We start from the raw sequence: 17,372 nt of genomic DNA, 5'->3' as shown, positions 1-17,372 counted from the left end.
TTATTACCCTCCAACACCGCAATATCCCTGACATACCGCGCCACATCACTTTTATTTGCCGGGTAACAGGATTATAGTGTTGATATCATTACGTGTTCCTGATTGATAGAAAATGTTACTTTAGAAACACAGCAGAGCAAAGCAGAGCGGAGAAAGAGAGTGGAAACGAAGCAAAAAGAACGTATCCGACGTCTGGTGGAGTTACTGAAAAAGACCGACCGGATCCACTTAAAAGATGCCGCGCGTATGCTGGAAGTGTCTGTCATGACCATTCGCAGGGACTTTAGTCAGGACGACGAACCGCTGCCGTTAGCGCTGTTGGGTGGCTATATCGTGATGGTGAACAAACCATCCGCCCCCATTGCCGCACCGCAACCTACCCTACGCCCCCACCATCGTGATGATTTACCTGTCGCCATCCTTGCTGCCGGACTGGTGAGCGAGAACGATTTGGTCTTTTTTGATAATGGGCCGGAAATGCCGCTGGTTATCAGCATGATCCCGGATGACATTACCTTTACGGGCATCTGCTATTCCCATCAAGTATTTGTCGCGCTTACCGCCAAGCCTAACGCAACGGCTATGCTCTGCGGTGGCACCTGGCGCGCCAAAAGCGATGCCTTTTACGATCCGAATAATCCCTCGCTGTTAGATTCATTAAACCCGCGAAAAGTGTTTATTTCCGCCAGCGGCGTGCACGAACACCACGGCGTAACCTGGTTTAACCTGGATGATTTGCCCATGAAGCGAAAGGCGATGGAGCACGGCATGCGCAAAATTCTGCTGGCACGCCATGCCCTGTTTGATGAGGTCGCACCGGCGAGCATTGCGCCGCTGTCCGGGTTTGATGTGTTAATTAGCGACCGTCCATTACCGGCGGATTACCCGACCCATTGCCGTAACGGGTTTGTGAAAGTGATTACACCGGACTCAGAAAACGATCAGGCCCGCTAAGCGAGCCTGGTGTCGCCTTACTCGAAGAACACGGCCAGTTTGTTGAACATCCCTGGTGAAGACTGGTTACGCACGACCTGCACTACGTCTTCCAGCTTCTCAATCTGGCTAATCATCTGCTCCAGACGCTGATCGTCATTCACCAATAGCCAGATGCGACTCTGCTCGCTGTCTTTGATTGGCAAACAGAGAATGCCTTCCACGTTAAACGCGCGGCGGGCAAACAGGCCGCAGACGTGGGTCATCACACCCGGATGGTTACGCACAGTGAGTTCGAGAATTACGTTGTCAGAAACTGTCTGTTGCATGGCTTATTCCCCCACCATCTCAGTATTTGCCGCACCTGGCGGCACCATCGGATACACTTTTTCTTCGGCGTCGATGCGCACGTGGATGAGCGCCGGACCAGGGCGAGCTATGATCTCCTGCAGCGCGGCATGCGGGTCAGCCTCGTTGTTGAGATCACAGGTTTGCAGGCCAAAACCGGCGGCAATCTGCATAAAATTAATCATTCCCGGATACGTCGCCGCGAACACGCCCTGCTTGTAAAACAGACTCTGCTGTTGATGCACCAGACCTAACGCTTCGTTGTTCATCAGAATGATTTTCACATCCAGATTATTTTCTGCGGCGGTGGCCATCTCCTGAATGTTCATCATCAGGCTACCGTCTCCGGAGAAGCAGATCACTTTGCGTTGCGGGTTCGCCAGCGCAGCACCTACCGCCGCAGGCAGGCCGAAGCCCATAGTGCCCAGCCCGCCGGAGGTCAGCCACTGACGTGGTCGATTGAGCGGATAGGCCTGTGCGGTCCACATCTGATGCTGGCCCACGTCGGTGGAGATGATCGCCTCGTCATCGACGCAGGCGGCAACGGCATTGATCAGGCCATAATGGGTCAGCGGGTCACCGCCCTGCGGAATGGCAGACGGGAATTCCTGCTGTAATTGCGCCACCAGACCACGCCACTCCTCACGCGGCTGCGCGTCAATTTGCGGCAGCAATTGTGCCAGCACTTCACCCACATCGCCCTGAATGGCAACGTGCGGTTGTTTGATTTTACCCAGTTCGGCACGGTCGATATCCACATGAATGATTTTCGCATTCGGGCAGAACTGCTCGGTTTTACCAATCGCCCGGTCATCAAAACGTGCACCAAGAACAATCAGCAAATCAGACTCTTGCAGAATAAAGTTGGTACTACGCGCGCCGTGCATACCCAACATCCCCAGCGACAGCGGATGCGCTTTTGGCAACATGCCCAGCGCCATCAAGGTCATGGTGGTCGGCAGATTCGCTTTTTCCGCCAGGGCACGCACCTGTTCCGGCGCGTTAATCACCCCGCCGCCCAGGTACAACACCGGACGCTGTGCGGCATTAATCATCGTCGCCGCTTCCTGCACGCTTTTCGCGTCAAACGCCGGAGCAGGTGCTCTGCCGCCCGGCTCCGGCAACTCACTCAGTTCGATGGTCGCGGTCTGAACATCTTTAGGAATATCTATCCACACCGGGCCGGGACGGCCGGATTGCGCAATGCGAAACGCGTCGCTCATCACCTGCGGAAGTTCGGCGATATCCCGAACCAGGTAATTGTGCTTAGTGATGGGGATAGAGATGCCGTAAGTGTCGACTTCCTGGAACGCATCGGTGCCGATCATAGAGGCAGGCACCTGGCCGGTGATACATACCAGCGGGATGGAATCGAGACGCGCATCGGCGATGGCGGTTACCAGGTTGGTGGCGCCTGGCCCGCTACAGGCCATACAGACGGCGGGTTTGCCTTCGGTACGGGCCATGCCCTGGGCGATAAACCCGGCGCCTTGCTCGTGGCGTGCCAGGACGTGGCGAATTTTCGTACTCTGACTTAATGCGTCATACAGTGGGAGAACGGTCCCGCCAGGAATACCCGCTACCGTAGTAATGCCCTGGCGTTCCAGTAAATGAACGATCAATTGTGCGCCGGTAAAGCGTGTCGTTTGTGTTGTGCCCGAACTTGCCATGCTCCAGTCCTTTTCTTCTGGGCCGACTTTCCGGGAGGCTTTGAACGAAAAACCCCGCCGGTTTGCGCCGGCGGGGTTTTGGAATCGTGTGTTGTTCCAGTCCCTACGGCGCATTGCCGACGACCACCACCACACGCACGACGACCACCGCGGCGTTATGCGCGGTTTTTAGTAGGTTCATCGTCATAGTGGAAGCGTTCATTGGGGACTCGTGTTTGAATAGTTAACAGGATTTATACAAACACAGCTCGCGGAATGAAACAATGGAAAATTATTCATCAGCGCAAAAATGAGCCGAAGATCACGTTTCTATTAGCTGTTCAATTCCTGCAAAAGGCGTGTATTGAGGTACAGTTTTTCACGCCCGGCAATTTTTTCTTCCAGCACACCTATCTCAACAAGTGACTTAAGGTAAATTGAGGCCGTCTGCCGCTTTGCAATCCCATTATCGACCAGGTTTTCAATGCGACAATAGGGCTGAGAAAATAGCGTTTGGTTAAGCTCCCACGTATAGATTTTGGGCAGCTTTTCACGGATCCATCCTGCTGTTTCATCTATTAATTTCCGCAGAGCAGCTATTTTTTCTGTCGTCCATTTTGCCGTGTCTTCCACGGCTTCCAGCATAAAGAGAACCCAGGACTCCCAATCATTCTTAGTCGTAACGTTACGAAGCAAGGCGTAGTAATCGCTCCGCCTTTCCAGGATAAAGCGAGACAGATAGAGAATCGGTTGCGACAACACGCCACAGTCCATTAAATAGAGGATATTCAGGATGCGGCCCGTACGGCCATTTCCGTCGGAGAAGGGGTGAATGCATTCAAACTGATAATGGGCTACGGCCATTTTTATCAAAGGATCTAAATCAATATCTGAATGGATGAAGTGTTCCCAATTAGATAACAGGTCACGAATTAACGTTTCGCCATCAGGTGGGGTGTCTACCACGTTCTTATTTTGATCGCGAAGCACTGTGCCTGGCGTTTTTCTCACGTCAGTTTCAATAGCTCTCAGCGTTGTGCAGATTTCCATAGCTGTGCCAGAACACAGCGGGTAGTCCTGTAAAAGATTAACGCCTTTATACAGCGCAGTGCGATAACGTAACGCTTCTTTTGTTGCTGGGTCAGCGCCTTCCATACGATCGGCGTATTGGAAAAGCTGATCGCTGGTTGTGACAATATTTTCAATGCGAGAGGAGTCTTTCGCTTCCAGCATTGGCAGCAAGTTTATCAATAGCCTTTGATCGGGCAGCAGTTCGCCAGATGTATTCAGTTCAGCTAAAGCAGCTCGTGCCTTAATGCAAGCTTTCAGTACCTTACGCGTCTCGACGAGCGCTATATCAGGTGGGAGAGGCGGAAGCTGGTTATATGAGCGTTCGGGCATCCATGACATGTTTAAAAAATCCTATTTTATCGACATATATTCATAATATGTCGATAGCAACGACATGTCACGACCATATGTTTAAAAAACCGAATTTTATAAGCATATAAACGACCTGTTAAATAACAGAGAAAGGCATGTGCTGATATGAAAAAGGAGCTATCGGAATCGTGTGGAGGGAGGTGCATGGCACAAAATAAAAACGGACAGCAGAGAATGCCGTCCGTTATCCCCCGCCGGAGCGAGGTTTTTAGCAGGTTTTTGCGGTTGGTAGCCGCAAGCACACTGTGTTACGTCAACAGTGAAACTATACGATCAATTAATCCTGCGCGCAAATTATGCACACACTACGAGCAGTTTGAGTATGAAACAGGATGCAAATTTCGTCCAGAAATCACTGTATATATTTACAGTATGAATTTATAATGGTGTTGCCGACCACGGTGTATGAGGGGACCGCTATGATACGGGCGCACATAAAGTCCTGGCTGAAACGGGTGGTGCCGTCAGTGCCTTAACCCCTTGAGAGCACACTGTGTTACGCCAACAACACGGCTGGTCACAGGCAGCGGAAAGGTACGCCAGCCGGTCGTGCTCCTTGCCAAAGGAGAAACGTATGGGCGAAATGGATATGGTTATCCTTATCCTGAAACTCATAGTTGCCTTGCTGCAACTGCTTGAAGCTGTCCTGAAATTACTGCGGTAATTCAGGTTCAAGTCGTACCTAAGAGGGGCGGGCAGCCGCCCCTCTTTAATAAAGGCAGGCTGTCTTCGTCACTGCACAGAATAGTCGCTCCGATCATCGCTTTCATGGTACGTTTTTACGCCGCCCACTGACACTGCATACTCATGACTGTTACTGTTTTTTGTATTCTGCTGTTTGCCGCACTTCTGCATGCGAGCTGGAACGCGATTGTTAAAGCGGGCAGCGACAAACTCTATTCCGCCATCTGCGTCAGCGGCTCTGCGGCTTTAATCGCCCTGGTCATGCTGCCCTTCTCACCGCAGCCGTCGCTTGCCAGCGTGCCTTATCTCGCCGTTTCCTGCCTGCTACAGGTTGTCTATACGGTGCTGGTCGCTAAAACGTATCAAGTTTCCGATATGAGTCAGACCTACCCGTTGATGCGCGGCACCGCGCCACTTCTGGTGGCCTTGATCAGCGTACTGTTCCTCGGGGATACATTATCTACCTTTGCCTGGCTCGGTATCGCGGTCATTTGTCTATCCATTCTTGGCATGGCTTGTAACGGGCGACACAGCTCAACGCGTGGGATCTGGCTTGCGCTGCTGAACTCCTGTTTTATCGCCGGATACACGCTGGTGGACGGCACCGGTGTACGCCTTGCGGGTAGCGCGTTCGGTTACACCCTCTGGACCTTTTTCATGAACGGTTTTTGCCTGTTGGCCTGGGCGATGATCGCTCGCCGCCGTGAAGTCTCTCACTATCTGGTGAACAACTGGAAAAAAGGGCTGCCTGGCGGCATTGGTACCATGGGCTCCTACGGCCTGGCGCTATGGGCGATGACGCAGGCACCGCTGGCGGTGGTCGCCGCACTGCGTGAAACCTCCATTCTCTTTGGCGCGCTGCTCGCCTTTTTAATGCTCAAAGAAAAGGTTGCCGGATTACGCATCGTTGCCGCCTGTGGCATCGCTGCGGGGGCTATTTTGCTGCGCCTGTCCTGATCACGCTGGCAACAAATGTTGCCGATGGTTGTTTACAAATCCTGCCTGGCGGCGGTCGCTCTTTCTGACCCCGCATCTTGTTGTGTCACATTACTGTGGTAGATTCCTCTCGCATTTTACGGTTATGGCAGCACCATATTCTTTATTTATCTATTTTTAAAACGTATTCAGCGAAATGAAAAGACAGCGTAATGTCAGTTTACTCTTGATGCTGGTCCTGTTGGTGGCCGTGGGGCAGATGGCGCAAACCATTTATATTCCCGCGATTGCCGGTATGGCGCAGGATCTCAATGCCCGTGAAGGGGCGGTGCAGAATGTCATGGCCGCCTATCTGCTCACCTATGGCGTATCACAACTCTTTTACGGCCCGTTAGCCGACCGTTTTGGCCGCCGTCCGGCGATCCTCTGCGGCTTAACAGTATTTATGCTGGCAACACTGGTCGCTGTCACGACCCATAGCCTGACCGTGCTGATAGTCGCCAGCGCCTTCCAGGGCATGGGCACCGGCGTCGGCGGCGTCATGGCACGTACCCTGCCGCGCGATCTCTATTCCGGCACCGAATTACGCCACGCTAACAGTTTGCTGAATATGGGGATTCTGGTAAGTCCGCTGCTTGCGCCGTTGATTGGCGGCTTGCTGACTACCCTCTGGGGCTGGCGCGCCTGTTTTGCTTTCCTGCTGGTGCTCTGTGCTGGCGTCACGTACAGCATGGCGCGCTGGATGCCGGAAACGCGCCCGACTGGTACCGTAAAAATGGGCCTGATTGCCCGTTATAAGACCCTGTTGGGTAACGGCATGTTTAACTGCTATTTGCTGATGCTGATTGGCGGGCTGGCGGGTATCGCGGTGTTTGAGGCCTGCTCAGGCGTGCTGATGGGCGCTACGCTTGGGCTTTCGAGTATGGCGGTCAGTATCCTGTTTATTCTGCCCATTCCGGCCGCCTTTTTCGGTGCCTGGTTCGCCGGGCGCCAAAACGCGCGCTTCTCCACACTGATGTGGCAGGCGGTCGCCAGTTGTCTGCTGGCAGGCGTAATGATGTGGATCCCCGGCTGGTTTGACGTGATGACGGTCTGGACGCTGCTGGTTCCCGCCGCGCTGTTCTTCTTCGGGGCGGGCATGCTCTTTCCACTGGCGACCAGTGGCGCAATGGAGCCGTTCCCTTTTCTGGCGGGCACGGCGGGGGCGCTGGTGGGCGGCATGCAAAATATGGGTTCAGGCGCCCTTGCGTGGTTTTCCGCTCAGCTTCCCCAGACCAGCCAGTTTAGCCTTGGGATGTTGATGACGCTGGCGGGGCTTTTGATTGTGCTGAGCTGGCTGCCGCTGGCGCTGCGCCAGAAGCCCCATGAACATGAACAGGCGGCTTCCCTTCACGGCGATCCGGCTTCGCATCAGCCTTCTCACAGTCCGGTGAAATAATCGCTTTCAGCAACGGTTCGGTTGTCGGACGCCACGCCCCCTCTTCGCCATCATAAAATTGCGTATCCGCATTGAGGGCGAAGGGGATCTGCGCCTTATTCAGTTCGCAGGCCATAAACGCGGCGAACGCCAGTTGTGACTCACCTGGCGGGCTTTTAATGGTTTCCCCCACCGACCAGCCGCCAACCCAGGTTGCGTGACCGGTTTTTTGCTGCCAGTGCACCGCGGTGTTAATGCGTGCTCTGATTGCCGCTTTCTCAGCCGCCGTACCCGATGTCCACGGGTACTTGCCATTATTTTTCAGTGGCCCCCACGGGAAGATATGCCACTCTGCCAGCAGGTAGTTCTGGCTACGCCCTGGCAATTTCAACGACATTAAATCCTCAGGCGCGGCCCGCAGACGCGGCGCAATAAAGATCATGCGTTGCGGATCGATGTCGTGGATGGTCTTGATGATATTTTCATACGCACGGTTAAGCGCAGACAGATCGTGATTGAGCTTATCCGAAGGCTCATAAATCAGGTCGAAACCCAGCGTCGGATGTTCGGTGCCAAAGTAGTTCGCCATCGTTGACCACCAGGCGACCAGTTGGGCTTCGTTTTTTGCGACCGGCTCAGCCTTAAAGGTATCTGCCTGGTAGGAGATTATCGGAATCACACCGTATTTTTCGCAAGCCTCCACCAGCTTACGCAGGTGAATGAGGCGGGCTTCGGTTAACGGGTCGGCCACCCGGATACGTACGTGGCGAATCCCCTCCGCGTAGAAATCACGGACGATAAGCGGATCGAACTCGCGGATACCGCGCTCGGTTCGCGCCCAGTCGACATCCATCCCCACGCCCAGTTCCTGAGCGTAGCGTGTTGCCGTAAGCGGCGTATCAGTAGCAAACGCAGGCATGCCCGCCAGAAGAAGAGCAATCGCTAACAGTGGTTTTAACACAATTGACCTTGCCAAAATCGGTGGTGATTACATGTATTTAGCATGATTTATCGCCGAATACGTAGCGTATAAACGTAATAAATTCGCAGTTATGCGACAGAATATGAAGATTATGCCCGGATGTACCGTCGTAAACGTTGTCGATGCTGGCGCTTATAACAAAAATCGACCACTGTAGAGCATACACCTTTCGTTTATTGTGCAGAAATTAACATGAATCCTGACCAAATACAGACACTCATCGCGACGTTCCCACAGCTACAAGCCTTGATAGATTTGCAGGAAACGACCTGGTTTAACCCAGCCACGACCTCTCTTGAGCAGGGGCTGCCTTATGTCGGTCTCACGCAGGCGGACGTTGAGGACGCCCATGCACGTCTCAGCCGTTTCGCGCCCTATCTGGCAAAGGCCTTCCCTGAAACGGCAGCTTCTGGCGGCATCATTGAATCTGAACTGGTTGCCATTCCGGCGATGCAAAAGCGGCTGGAAAAGGTTTACGGACAGCGTATCAGTGGTGAAATGCTGCTGAAAAAAGACAGCCATCTGCAGGTCTCGGGCTCCATCAAAGCCCGTGGCGGCATTTATGAAGTGCTGGCCCACGCGGAAAAACTGGCGCTCGAAGCCGGTTTGCTGAGTATCGACGATGACTACAGCGTGCTGCTCTCCCCTGAATTCAAACAGTTCTTTAGCCAGTACAGCATTGCCGTTGGCTCGACCGGTAATCTGGGGCTGTCGATTGGCATTATGAGCGCCCGTATCGGCTTTAAGGTCACGGTACATATGTCTGCCGACGCCCGTGCCTGGAAAAAAGACAAACTACGCAGCCACGGCGTGATTGTCGTCGAATATGAGGAAGATTACGGCGTGGCCGTAGAGCAGGGGCGCAAGGCAGCACAGTCCGACCCTAACTGTTTCTTTATTGATGATGAAAACTCGCGCACGCTTTTTCTGGGCTATGCAGTTGCCGGGCAGCGTCTGAAAACGCAGCTTGAAGCGCAAGGCCGGGCGGTGGATGCCGAAAACCCGCTGTTTGTCTATCTACCGTGCGGTGTAGGCGGCGGTCCTGGCGGTGTGGCCTTCGGCCTGAAACTGGCGTTCGGTGATAACGTGCACTGCTTTTTTGCTGAGCCGACCCATTCCCCCTGCATGCTGCTGGGGGTGTACACCGGGCTGCACGATGCTATTTCCGTTCAGGATTTAGGTATTGATAATGTCACTGCGGCAGACGGACTGGCGGTAGGCAGAGCGTCCGGGTTTGTGGGCCGCGCCATGCAACGACTGTTGGATGGCTTCTATACGCTTGACGATCAAACGATGTATGACCTGCTCGGCATGCTGGCGCAGGAAGAAAATATCCGCCTTGAGCCCTCCGCACTGGCAGGAATGGCGGGGCCACAGCGCGTTTGCGCGAACATGGAATATCAAAATTTACAGGGGCTTACGGCGCAACAGTTAGACAACGCCACCCACATCGTCTGGGCGACCGGAGGGGGAATGGTGCCCGAAGAAGAGATGACGCAGTATCTGGCAAAAGCCCGGCAGCTCTGACGCTTACAGAGAATTCAGGATATGGCGGATATGCGTTAGCCCGAACAGCAGCGAAAGAGAGAGCACGGCCAGCGCAATCAGCAACTTATCGCGGATCGCGCCAGGCTTTGCGAAATCACTGCTTTCTACATCCATCAGGGTGCGTTTGCGCGTATAACGCCACAGCATACCGCCGACCAACAGCAGCACCACCAGCGAGATCCAGAAGGTGATCCCCGAGTGCTGCCAGTTGTGCTTCACCGCAAAGGCAAGCAGGGCAATATAGCCAAAAAAGGTACGCAGCCAGGCAAGCGAAGTGCGCTCCGGCTGTAGCCCTGGATCTGCCGCGCGGCGCGCCTTGCGGTTATCCGCCATATAGCACCAGTCCCATCACCACGGCAGCCACCGTCAACAGAACGGCGCTTATCACCAGCAGGCTTCGCGTATAGGGCAGGTCTTCTTTCAGGCGCATCGCTTTTTCATTGCGTAGCCAGCGCATATAGCCGTAAACCGCCAGCGCGCCAGCAAACAGACAGAGCAGCAGTGCCAGCACCTGACGAATCAGCGGCGTGGCAAACTCCGGCGCCAGTTGATCAAGCCCGACCCCTGCCGCCAGAAAGCCCAGCGCGGTGCGTATCCACGCCAGAAAAGTGCGCTCATTGGCCAGTGAGAAGCGATAATCCGGCGCTTCACCGAGGTGGGAAATTTTCATGAAGGCTCCTTGTCATGCTCAGGCTGGCATCAGCATAGCGTAAATCGACAAGGACAAAAAACCGGCATCGGGTGATGCCGGTCGGGAAGATTAGTGTAGTTCTGGCCAATACTCTTTATTGGCTTCAATCAGGTCATCCAGAATCGCTTTCGCAACCGAGGCGCTCGGTACGGTTTTGGACAGCGTGATCGCCTGCCATAATTTCTGATACGAGCGCTGCTCCCAGGCATCCACCACCAGTTTTTCCACCGCCACTTGCTGACTCATCAACCCTTTCTGGAAGTGTGGAATATCCCCCACGGTGAGTGGCTCTGGGCCGTTATGACCGACCAGGCAGGGGATTTCCACCATCGCGTCAGCATCAAAGTTATGAATTGCGCCGTTATTCGGCACAATCAACAACATGCGCTCCTGGGTATTGAACGCAATCGCGGTCGCCAGATCGACGATATACGACGCATGTTCATCGATTTCCAGCTCCCCGGCGGAGGATTTACCGGCTTCAATAATCGCCCGGCAAGCGCTGAAAACATGCTTCTCACGATGATCCATTACTTCATTGGCACGGGTGCATTCTGGATTGGAGTGCGCCACCACATAATCCGGAAAGAGATAATATTTCAGGTAAGTGTTCGGCATGGTATCGGGATCGAGCGCCTGCACGTCTTTTGCTTTAGCAAAGGTATCATTCCAACTGGCTTCTGTATGGGCGTTGTCAGATGGCGGCACATAACCGTTTTTCGCCACATATTCCCGCAACTTTGGCATCAAATCATTACCGTTTAGATCTTCAATCGACGTCCACCAGCCAAAGTGATTCAGACCGTAATAACGCACACGCATCTCTTTGCGGTTTTTCAGTCCGACGATCTGAGCCATACGTCCTTCAATGCCGATCGGCATATCGCAAATGTTGAGAATTTTGGCGTTCGGGCGCAGACGGCGAGTCGCTTCCGCGACAATAGCCGCCGGGTTGGAGTAGTTCAGCATCCAGGCATTCGGAGAATACTGCTCCATATAGTCCACCAGTTCCAGCACACCGCCGATAGAGCGCATACCGTAGGAAATTCCACCCGGTCCGCAGGTTTCCTGGCCCAGCACGCCATGGCGCAGCGGGATTTTCTCGTCTTTTTCGCGCATCGGGTATTTACCCACGCGGATATGCGCCATCACAAAATCGACATCGGTAAAGGCCGCTTTCGGATCGGTGGTGTAACTAAAGGCAATCTCCGGCGCCTGTTCTTGAAGGATGATTTTGCATGCCTCCGCGATGGTCTCCTGACGTGCGCCATCGTTGTCATAGAATTTCAGAGCGCGCAGCGGGAAGCGATCACGGTTAGCTAATAACATCAGGACAATACCGGGAGTAAAAGTACTACCGCCGCCTGCAATGACAACTGAGAATTTTTTCATGATACAGCCTCCGTCATGGTGGTTTGTTCGTTCGTTAAAGGGGTTTTCATCAGCGATTCAAGCTGGTCGCGCACCTGGGGAACATGCAGACCGACAATCACCTGAATGCCGTTGCCGCGTCGCACCACACCGTGTGCGCCCAGGGCTTTAAAGACTTCATCGCTTTGGGTTTGCGCCATATCAACCAGCGCGATGCGTAAGCGGGTGGCGCAGTTGTTGATGCTTTCGATGTTTGCCGCGCCGCCAAGAGCCTGTAAGAATCCGGCGGCTTGACCGATCTGTTGGCTGGCTGCGGCCGGTGCGGTGGTTTGCCCGCGCGCCGCTTTATAATCAGCCTTGCTGTAGAGTTTGATTTCGCTCTCTTCCCGACCGGGGGTTTTGAGGTTCAGTCGTTCAATCAGCGTTTTGAAAACCACGAAATAGAGACCGGTAAAGCAGACGCCAATACCAATCTGGGTGAAGACCATTGAGGCGTGGTTGTGGAACATCGGAATCCAGTTCTGGGGCAGGAACTGGTCAAGCAGTCCGCCGCCCATATTGCCCACAACGCCAAAAACATACATCGTTGTCGCCATTGATGCCGCCAGCACGGCATGAATGGCAAACAGCAGCGGCGAGATAAACAGGAAAGTGAATTCAAGTGGTTCAGTAATGCCCACCAGCACGGCGGTAAGCGTGGCCGGAATCAGCAGGCCCGCGACCTTAACGCGGTTTTCCGCTGACGCCGTATACCAGATTGCCAGCGCAATCCCGACTGAGCCGAACACTTTGGAGTTGCCGTGCAGCGCAAATCCGCCTTCCGGGAACAGCGTTTTCAGCGGCAAGGTGCTCTGGCTGAATTCTTGCAGGTGCTGCGCCCAGTAGACCTGGATACCGCCTTCTACCGCAGCCGGGCCAAAGATGAACGGACCGTAGACAAAGTGGTGTAATCCGGTGGGGATCAAAATACGTTCCAGGAAAGTGTAAACCCACACGCCCAACGCGCCGGCGGAACGTAAGAAAGCCTGCAGGGATTCGATGCCCATCTGTACTTTTGGCCAGCCCATCAGGGTGAGCCAGGCGCAGGGGATCATCACGAAAAACGCGAGGATAACGACAAACGAGGTGCCCTGGAAAATCCCCAGGAAAACCGGAAGCGGCTTGTCGAAAAAGCGGTTGTGAATAGCGGTAACGATGCCTGAAATGATAATAGCCCCGATGATGCTGGTATCAAGCGTTTTGATACCCGCGATCATCGCCAGCCCGCTTCCGGCTACGGGTTCTGCTGAGAAGTTAACGCCAAAGAAATGCCCCCAGGTCATCCCCATCGCGTTGATGAAGTAATTCCAGGTCAGGAAACTAATCAACACTGCGAGACAGGCTCTGCCCTGCGCCTGTTTCGCCAGGCCAATCGGTAAACCGACGGCAAAAATCAGCGGCATATTGCGAAATACTGCCCAGCCGCCCTCTTCAATGATGTGAACAATTTGAGCGAACAGATTATCCGGGGCGGTTAAGGCCTCGCCGACAAACAGCGGGTTGCTAAGCATGATAGCGATTCCCACCACGATCCCGGCAAACGGAAACAGTAATACCGGGGTAAACATGGCACCGCCAAAACGTTGTATTTGACTGAGCATTTTTAAATCCTCACGTAACAACCTGTAGGGAGTAGAGGCCTTTATGGTTTTTTGCTGGCCTGGAGTGAGCATAAGAATTTACTCATACGCGAACATGGCGTGCCGCTGCGATTCGTGATCACATTCATGGTTTTAATTTGACCTCTCAGGTCTACTTTCGGTTATAAATATGGACGTGTCATAACCGCATCCACGGCCTGATAAGGGCAGAGAGGTCTACTGGTGATCTATAAATCCATCGCCGACAGGTTACGGCTGCGGCTGAATTCGTCGGACTACAATATCGGCAGCCCGCTTCCGGGAGAAAAAGCACTGGCGCAAGAGTTTGGCGTGGCGCGAATGACAATTCGCAAGGCGTTAGATCTGCTGGTGAGCTGGGGGCTGGTTGAACGCCGCCATGGCAGCGGGACATTTGTTGCACGCAAGGATGTGCACCATGAAACCACCAATCTGACCGGGCTGGTGGAGGTACTGCGCCAGCAGGGTAAAGAGGTACAGAGTAAGGTTCTGCAATTCGAGGTGATGCCCGCGCCACCAGCCATTGCCAGCCTGCTGCGGATTCAGGTGGATGAGCGGATCTACTTTTCACGCCGGATGCGTTATGTGGAAGGGAAACCCCTGATGCTGGAGGATAGCTTTATGCCCGTGAAGCTGTTTCGCAATCTGTCACTGGCGCATCTTGAGGGGTCGAAATTTGATTACATTGAGAAGGAGTGTGGGATAACCATCAGCGGTAATTATGAGAGTCTGACTCCCGTGCTGGCAGATAAATCGTTGGGAGGATATCTGAATGTTCCGGAACAGACGCCGCTGCTGAGAATCACTTCCCTTTCCTACAGTGACAGCGGCGAGTTCCTGAATTATTCCGTTATGTTCCGTAATACCCGTGATTACCAGGTGGACTACCATCTGCGGCGTATCCACCCGGAAAAGTGCTAACTGACGCCCCAGAACAGTACGGCCAGCAATTGCGGCGTGATGATACGTAAGAACATCACCAGTGGATAAACCGTGGCATACGAGAGCGCGGCGGCGCCGCTGGTGGCATGCAGGCCGTTGGCAAAAGCCAGCGCCGGGGGATCGGTCATCGAACCGGCCAGCATGCCGCACAGGGTCAGATAGTTCATCTTCGCAAACAACCGCGCCAGAATCCCGACGGTCAGCAAAGGAATAGCGGTAATAAAAATCCCGTAGCACATCCAGTTAAACCCATCGCCGTGGGTCAGCGTCGCGATAAAATCACCACCGGATTTCAGTCCAACCACCGCGAGAAACAGCACGATACCCAGCTCACGCAGAGCAAGGTTGGCGCTGGGCGGCATGAACCAGTAGAGCTTACCCACGCTGCCGATACGCCCAAGGATCAGCGCCATGATAAGCGGCCCGCCCGCGAGCCCCAGTTTTAATGCCACCGGGAAGCCGGGAACAAAGACGGGAATAGACCCCAACAACACCCCCAATCCAATACCGATAAAGACAGGCAGCATCTGGACTTGCTGGAGTTTGTGCTGCGCGTTCCCCACCTCAGAAGCCACCGCATCAATGGCCGCCTGACGCCCGACAAGGTTGAGAATGTCACCGAATTGCAGGCTGGAATCACTGCTGGCTACCAGTTCGACCCCGGCGCGGTTAAGACGGGAAATCACCACGTCATAGCGCTCTTTGAAATGCAGATCGCGAATGCGTTTCCCAAGGACTTTTTCGTTGGTGACGACCACACGCTCAACGCGCAGGTCGGTCCCCCGCGTTGAGAGCGAGGTGTCCACCTCCTGGCCCATCACCAGTTGCGCGCTATGCAGGTCTTTCGGCAGACCAACCAGGTGCAACAGGTCGCCAACCTGAATAATGGTGCCCGGCGAAGGTACCATCAGCAATTCATCGCGTTTCAGGCGCGAACAGATGATTTTATCGCTGTTCAGCATCGGCACATCCTGAATCGCCATATTGTTCAGGTTGGGGTTTTCCACGCGAATATTGATGGTCTTGATCAACGAGTTACCCGAGCTAACGCCCGCATCATGCAGTTGCGCTTCCTGCTCAACGTTGATGCGAAAACCGACGCGAATCAGCCACATGGTCAGTAAAATGCCGCAGATGCCAAACGGGTAGGCCATCGCATAGCTCATCCCCATTTGATCGAGAACGTTAGACGGTGTTCCCAGGTCATGCAGGATCTGCTGCCCGGCTCCAAGAGCCGGGGTGTTGGTGACCGCACCAGAGAAAATCCCCAGAATGACGGGCAGCGGAATATTGAAGAGTTTGTGCAAAATAGCGGTGACCAGGCCGCCAAGTATCACAATCAGAATGGCAAACAGGTTCAGGCGTAGCCCGGAAACGCGCAGCGAGGCAAAAAAACCCGGCCCAACCTGAATACCGATGGTATAGACGAAGAGGATAAGGCCGAACTCCTGCACGAAATGCAGCATCGGGCTGCTCAGGGTAATCCCAGCCTGATCAACAAAATGGCCGACGATAATACCGCCGAAAAGCACGCCACCAATCCCAAAACCCACGCCGCGTATTTTTACATTGCCGATCCACAAACCGACGACCGCGACCAGCGCCAGCATGCTTACGGTTAACGCTATATCACTCATGATGGCTCCCTGTGAATAACATTGTAATTATCAAGGATTCTCTCAGAGCTATAGCAGTATGTATGGGCTTTGGCGCACAAAAAAGCCCCGCCGAAACGGCAGCAAAGTAAACGCAAAACGGCCACCCTGAGGTGACCGTTTTGGTGTTTGCGCCCTCTCGATGTGAAAGAGCGCAGGTATTAGCTGTTTAGCGCAGGACGTTCGCTAATGGCGATCCGCTGTGGCGCAATGGCTTCCGGCACGTTACGGGTCAGGTCAATATGGAGTAAGCCGTTAGCGAAGGTCGCGCCAGAGACTTCCATATTTTCCGCCAGCGTAAAGCTCAGGGTAAAAGGTTGGATAACCAGCCCCTGGTGCAACCATTTAGGCTCGTTGGCCGGTTTTTCCGGCGAACCTTTGATCACTAACCGGGCGCCTTCCAGTTGAATATCCAGCTCTTGCTGGTTGAATCCCGCCAGAGCCAGCGTAATGCGGTAATGGTTGTCATCGCCCTTTTCAATGTTATAGGGCGGGAATGTCTGTTGCTCAGTGGTGCTTTGCAGCGCGTTAGCCAGTTTGTCAAAACCGATCCACTGACGCAGCAACGGGGATAAATCGTAGTTACGCATGATATTTCTCCTTCTAAGAAGCGAGTAAGTTCCTGCAAGCCGGTGGCTCGCATATGCTCCCTGACGGCAAGCATTCAGTTCAGGTAATTAGTTAATCTCAATGCGACGCGGTTTCTTTGCTTCCGGAATAACGCGTTCAAGATCAACGTACAGCAGGCCATTCACCAGATTTGCGCCTTTAACATAAATGTTTTCGGCAAGCTGGAATTTGCGCTCGAAGTTACGTTCGGCGATGCCCTGGTAGAGGTAGGTACGTTCTTTCTGTTCGGTCGCGTGCGCGCCTTTCACGATAAGCAGGTTGTCCTGCGCGGTGATGTCCAGTTCGCTTTCCGCGAACCCCGCTACCGCGATCGCGATGCGATAATGGTTTTCGTCAACTAATTCAACGTTGTACGGAGGATAGCCGCCGTTGCTTTGGTTTTGATTGTTTTCCAGCAGGTTGAACAGACGGTCGAAACCAATAGCTGAACGATAAAGCGGAGAAAGATCGAAGTTACGCATAAATAAAGCTCCTGAAATCAGCGA

Annotated in this window: 16 protein-coding genes, 2 pseudogenes and 1 other annotated feature (1 of these 19 cut by a window edge); of the genes and pseudogenes, 6 read left to right on the top strand and 12 right to left on the bottom strand. The window is 53.8% G+C overall.

Annotated elements, in window-relative coordinates; genetic code table 11:
- Positions 1-159: 159 nt before the first annotated feature.
- On the top strand, positions 160-954 hold the full coding sequence (locus ACS0RQ_RS00165; RefSeq protein ID WP_039080053.1) for a DeoR family transcriptional regulator: 795 nt from the start codon (positions 160-162) through the stop codon (positions 952-954).
- A 17-nt stretch (positions 955-971) separates the two neighbouring features.
- On the opposite strand, the gene ilvN is transcribed toward ACS0RQ_RS00165, so the two are convergent.
- The 4 genes from ilvN to fic form a co-directional block, all read right to left on the bottom strand.
- Positions 972-1,262, bottom strand: a complete 291-nt coding sequence (gene ilvN / locus ACS0RQ_RS00160) for an acetolactate synthase small subunit (RefSeq protein ID WP_071195124.1) — start codon at positions 1,260-1,262, stop codon at positions 972-974.
- A 3-nt stretch (positions 1,263-1,265) separates the two neighbouring features.
- Positions 1,266-2,951, bottom strand: a complete 1,686-nt coding sequence (gene ilvB / locus ACS0RQ_RS00155; RefSeq protein ID WP_271849173.1) for an acetolactate synthase large subunit — start codon at positions 2,949-2,951, stop codon at positions 1,266-1,268.
- A 103-nt stretch (positions 2,952-3,054) separates the two neighbouring features.
- The gene (gene ivbL / locus ACS0RQ_RS00150) at positions 3,055-3,153 is read right to left on the bottom strand and encodes an ilvB operon leader peptide IvbL (RefSeq protein ID WP_103281084.1); all 99 of its coding nucleotides are present in this window, start codon (positions 3,151-3,153) and stop codon (positions 3,055-3,057) included.
- A gap of 110 nt (positions 3,154-3,263) precedes the next feature.
- Positions 3,264-4,340: a protein adenylyltransferase Fic gene (fic, locus tag ACS0RQ_RS00145; RefSeq protein ID WP_271849172.1), complete on the bottom strand. Its 1,077-nt coding sequence runs from the start codon at positions 4,338-4,340 to the stop codon at positions 3,264-3,266.
- A gap of 607 nt (positions 4,341-4,947) precedes the next feature.
- On the opposite strand from fic, the gene tisB reads away from it, so the two are divergent.
- The 3 genes from tisB (at position 4,948) to emrD (ending at position 7,431) form a co-directional block, all read left to right on the top strand.
- Positions 4,948-5,037, top strand: a complete 90-nt coding sequence (tisB, locus tag ACS0RQ_RS00140) for a type I toxin-antitoxin system toxin TisB (RefSeq protein ID WP_064572414.1) — start codon at positions 4,948-4,950, stop codon at positions 5,035-5,037.
- A gap of 143 nt (positions 5,038-5,180) precedes the next feature.
- Complete coding sequence (locus ACS0RQ_RS00135) at positions 5,181-6,014, top strand: DMT family transporter (RefSeq protein ID WP_039080050.1); 834 nt, start codon at positions 5,181-5,183, stop codon at positions 6,012-6,014.
- 175 nt (positions 6,015-6,189) lie between these two features.
- Complete coding sequence (emrD, locus tag ACS0RQ_RS00130; RefSeq protein ID WP_271849171.1) at positions 6,190-7,431, top strand: multidrug efflux MFS transporter EmrD; 1,242 nt, start codon at positions 6,190-6,192, stop codon at positions 7,429-7,431.
- Positions 7,432-7,645: 214 nt separating this feature from the next.
- Here emrD and ACS0RQ_RS00125 read toward each other — a convergent pair.
- Positions 7,646-8,263: pseudogene (locus tag ACS0RQ_RS00125) on the bottom strand (cellulase family glycosylhydrolase); the annotation flags it as partial.
- A gap of 321 nt (positions 8,264-8,584) precedes the next feature.
- Here ACS0RQ_RS00125 and dsdA point away from each other — a divergent pair.
- Entirely contained in the window at positions 8,585-9,919 is a 1,335-nt protein-coding gene (dsdA, locus tag ACS0RQ_RS00120; protein ID WP_271849170.1) for a D-serine ammonia-lyase, read from the top strand.
- A 3-nt stretch (positions 9,920-9,922) separates the two neighbouring features.
- On the opposite strand, the gene ACS0RQ_RS00115 is transcribed toward dsdA, so the two are convergent.
- From ACS0RQ_RS00115 to ACS0RQ_RS00100, 4 genes are all read right to left on the bottom strand, one after another.
- Complete coding sequence (locus ACS0RQ_RS00115; RefSeq protein WP_110295995.1) at positions 9,923-10,273, bottom strand: DUF202 domain-containing protein; 351 nt, start codon at positions 10,271-10,273, stop codon at positions 9,923-9,925.
- A complete protein-coding gene (locus ACS0RQ_RS00110; protein ID WP_271849169.1) occupies positions 10,263-10,610 on the bottom strand; it encodes a YidH family protein in 348 nt (115 codons plus the stop codon). The genes ACS0RQ_RS00115 and ACS0RQ_RS00110 overlap by 11 nt, the downstream gene beginning before the upstream one ends.
- Before the next feature lie 90 nt (positions 10,611-10,700).
- Positions 10,701-12,023 carry a 6-phospho-alpha-glucosidase gene (locus ACS0RQ_RS00105; RefSeq protein ID WP_271849168.1) on the bottom strand — a complete coding sequence of 441 codons (1,323 nt, stop codon included), beginning with the start codon at positions 12,021-12,023 and terminating at the stop codon, positions 10,701-10,703.
- Complete coding sequence (locus ACS0RQ_RS00100) at positions 12,020-13,642, bottom strand: alpha-glucoside-specific PTS transporter subunit IIBC (RefSeq protein WP_071195129.1); 1,623 nt, start codon at positions 13,640-13,642, stop codon at positions 12,020-12,022. Before ACS0RQ_RS00100 ends, ACS0RQ_RS00105 begins: the two co-directional genes overlap by 4 nt.
- A gap of 222 nt (positions 13,643-13,864) precedes the next feature.
- Here ACS0RQ_RS00100 and ACS0RQ_RS00095 point away from each other — a divergent pair.
- Positions 13,865-14,631, top strand: a pseudogene (locus ACS0RQ_RS00095) (GntR family transcriptional regulator).
- Here ACS0RQ_RS00095 and ACS0RQ_RS00090 read toward each other — a convergent pair.
- From ACS0RQ_RS00090 to ibpA, 3 genes are all read right to left on the bottom strand, one after another.
- Complete coding sequence (locus ACS0RQ_RS00090) at positions 14,578-16,239, bottom strand: putative transporter (RefSeq protein WP_039080042.1); 1,662 nt, start codon at positions 16,237-16,239, stop codon at positions 14,578-14,580. The pseudogene ACS0RQ_RS00095 and the gene ACS0RQ_RS00090 overlap by 54 nt on opposite strands.
- 179 nt (positions 16,240-16,418) lie before the next feature.
- Positions 16,419-16,847 (bottom strand): small heat shock chaperone IbpB, encoded by a 429-nt coding sequence (gene ibpB, locus ACS0RQ_RS00085; RefSeq protein ID WP_271849167.1) that lies wholly within the window; start codon positions 16,845-16,847, stop codon positions 16,419-16,421.
- 87 nt (positions 16,848-16,934) lie between these two features.
- Entirely contained in the window at positions 16,935-17,348 is a 414-nt protein-coding gene (gene ibpA / locus ACS0RQ_RS00080) for a small heat shock chaperone IbpA (protein WP_039080040.1), read from the bottom strand.
- Positions 17,342-17,372, bottom strand: a sequence feature (ROSE (Repression Of Heat Shock gene Expression) occurs in the 5'-region of heat shock genes and acts as an RNA thermometer to modulate expression.) (it continues 44 nt past the right edge of the window). (Overlaps the previous gene by 7 nt.)

It is taken from the genome of Phytobacter diazotrophicus, from assembly GCF_052061655.1.
GTDB lineage: Bacteria > Pseudomonadota > Gammaproteobacteria > Enterobacterales > Enterobacteriaceae > Phytobacter > Phytobacter diazotrophicus.
This window is presented reverse-complemented; position numbering and strand designations above follow the sequence as displayed.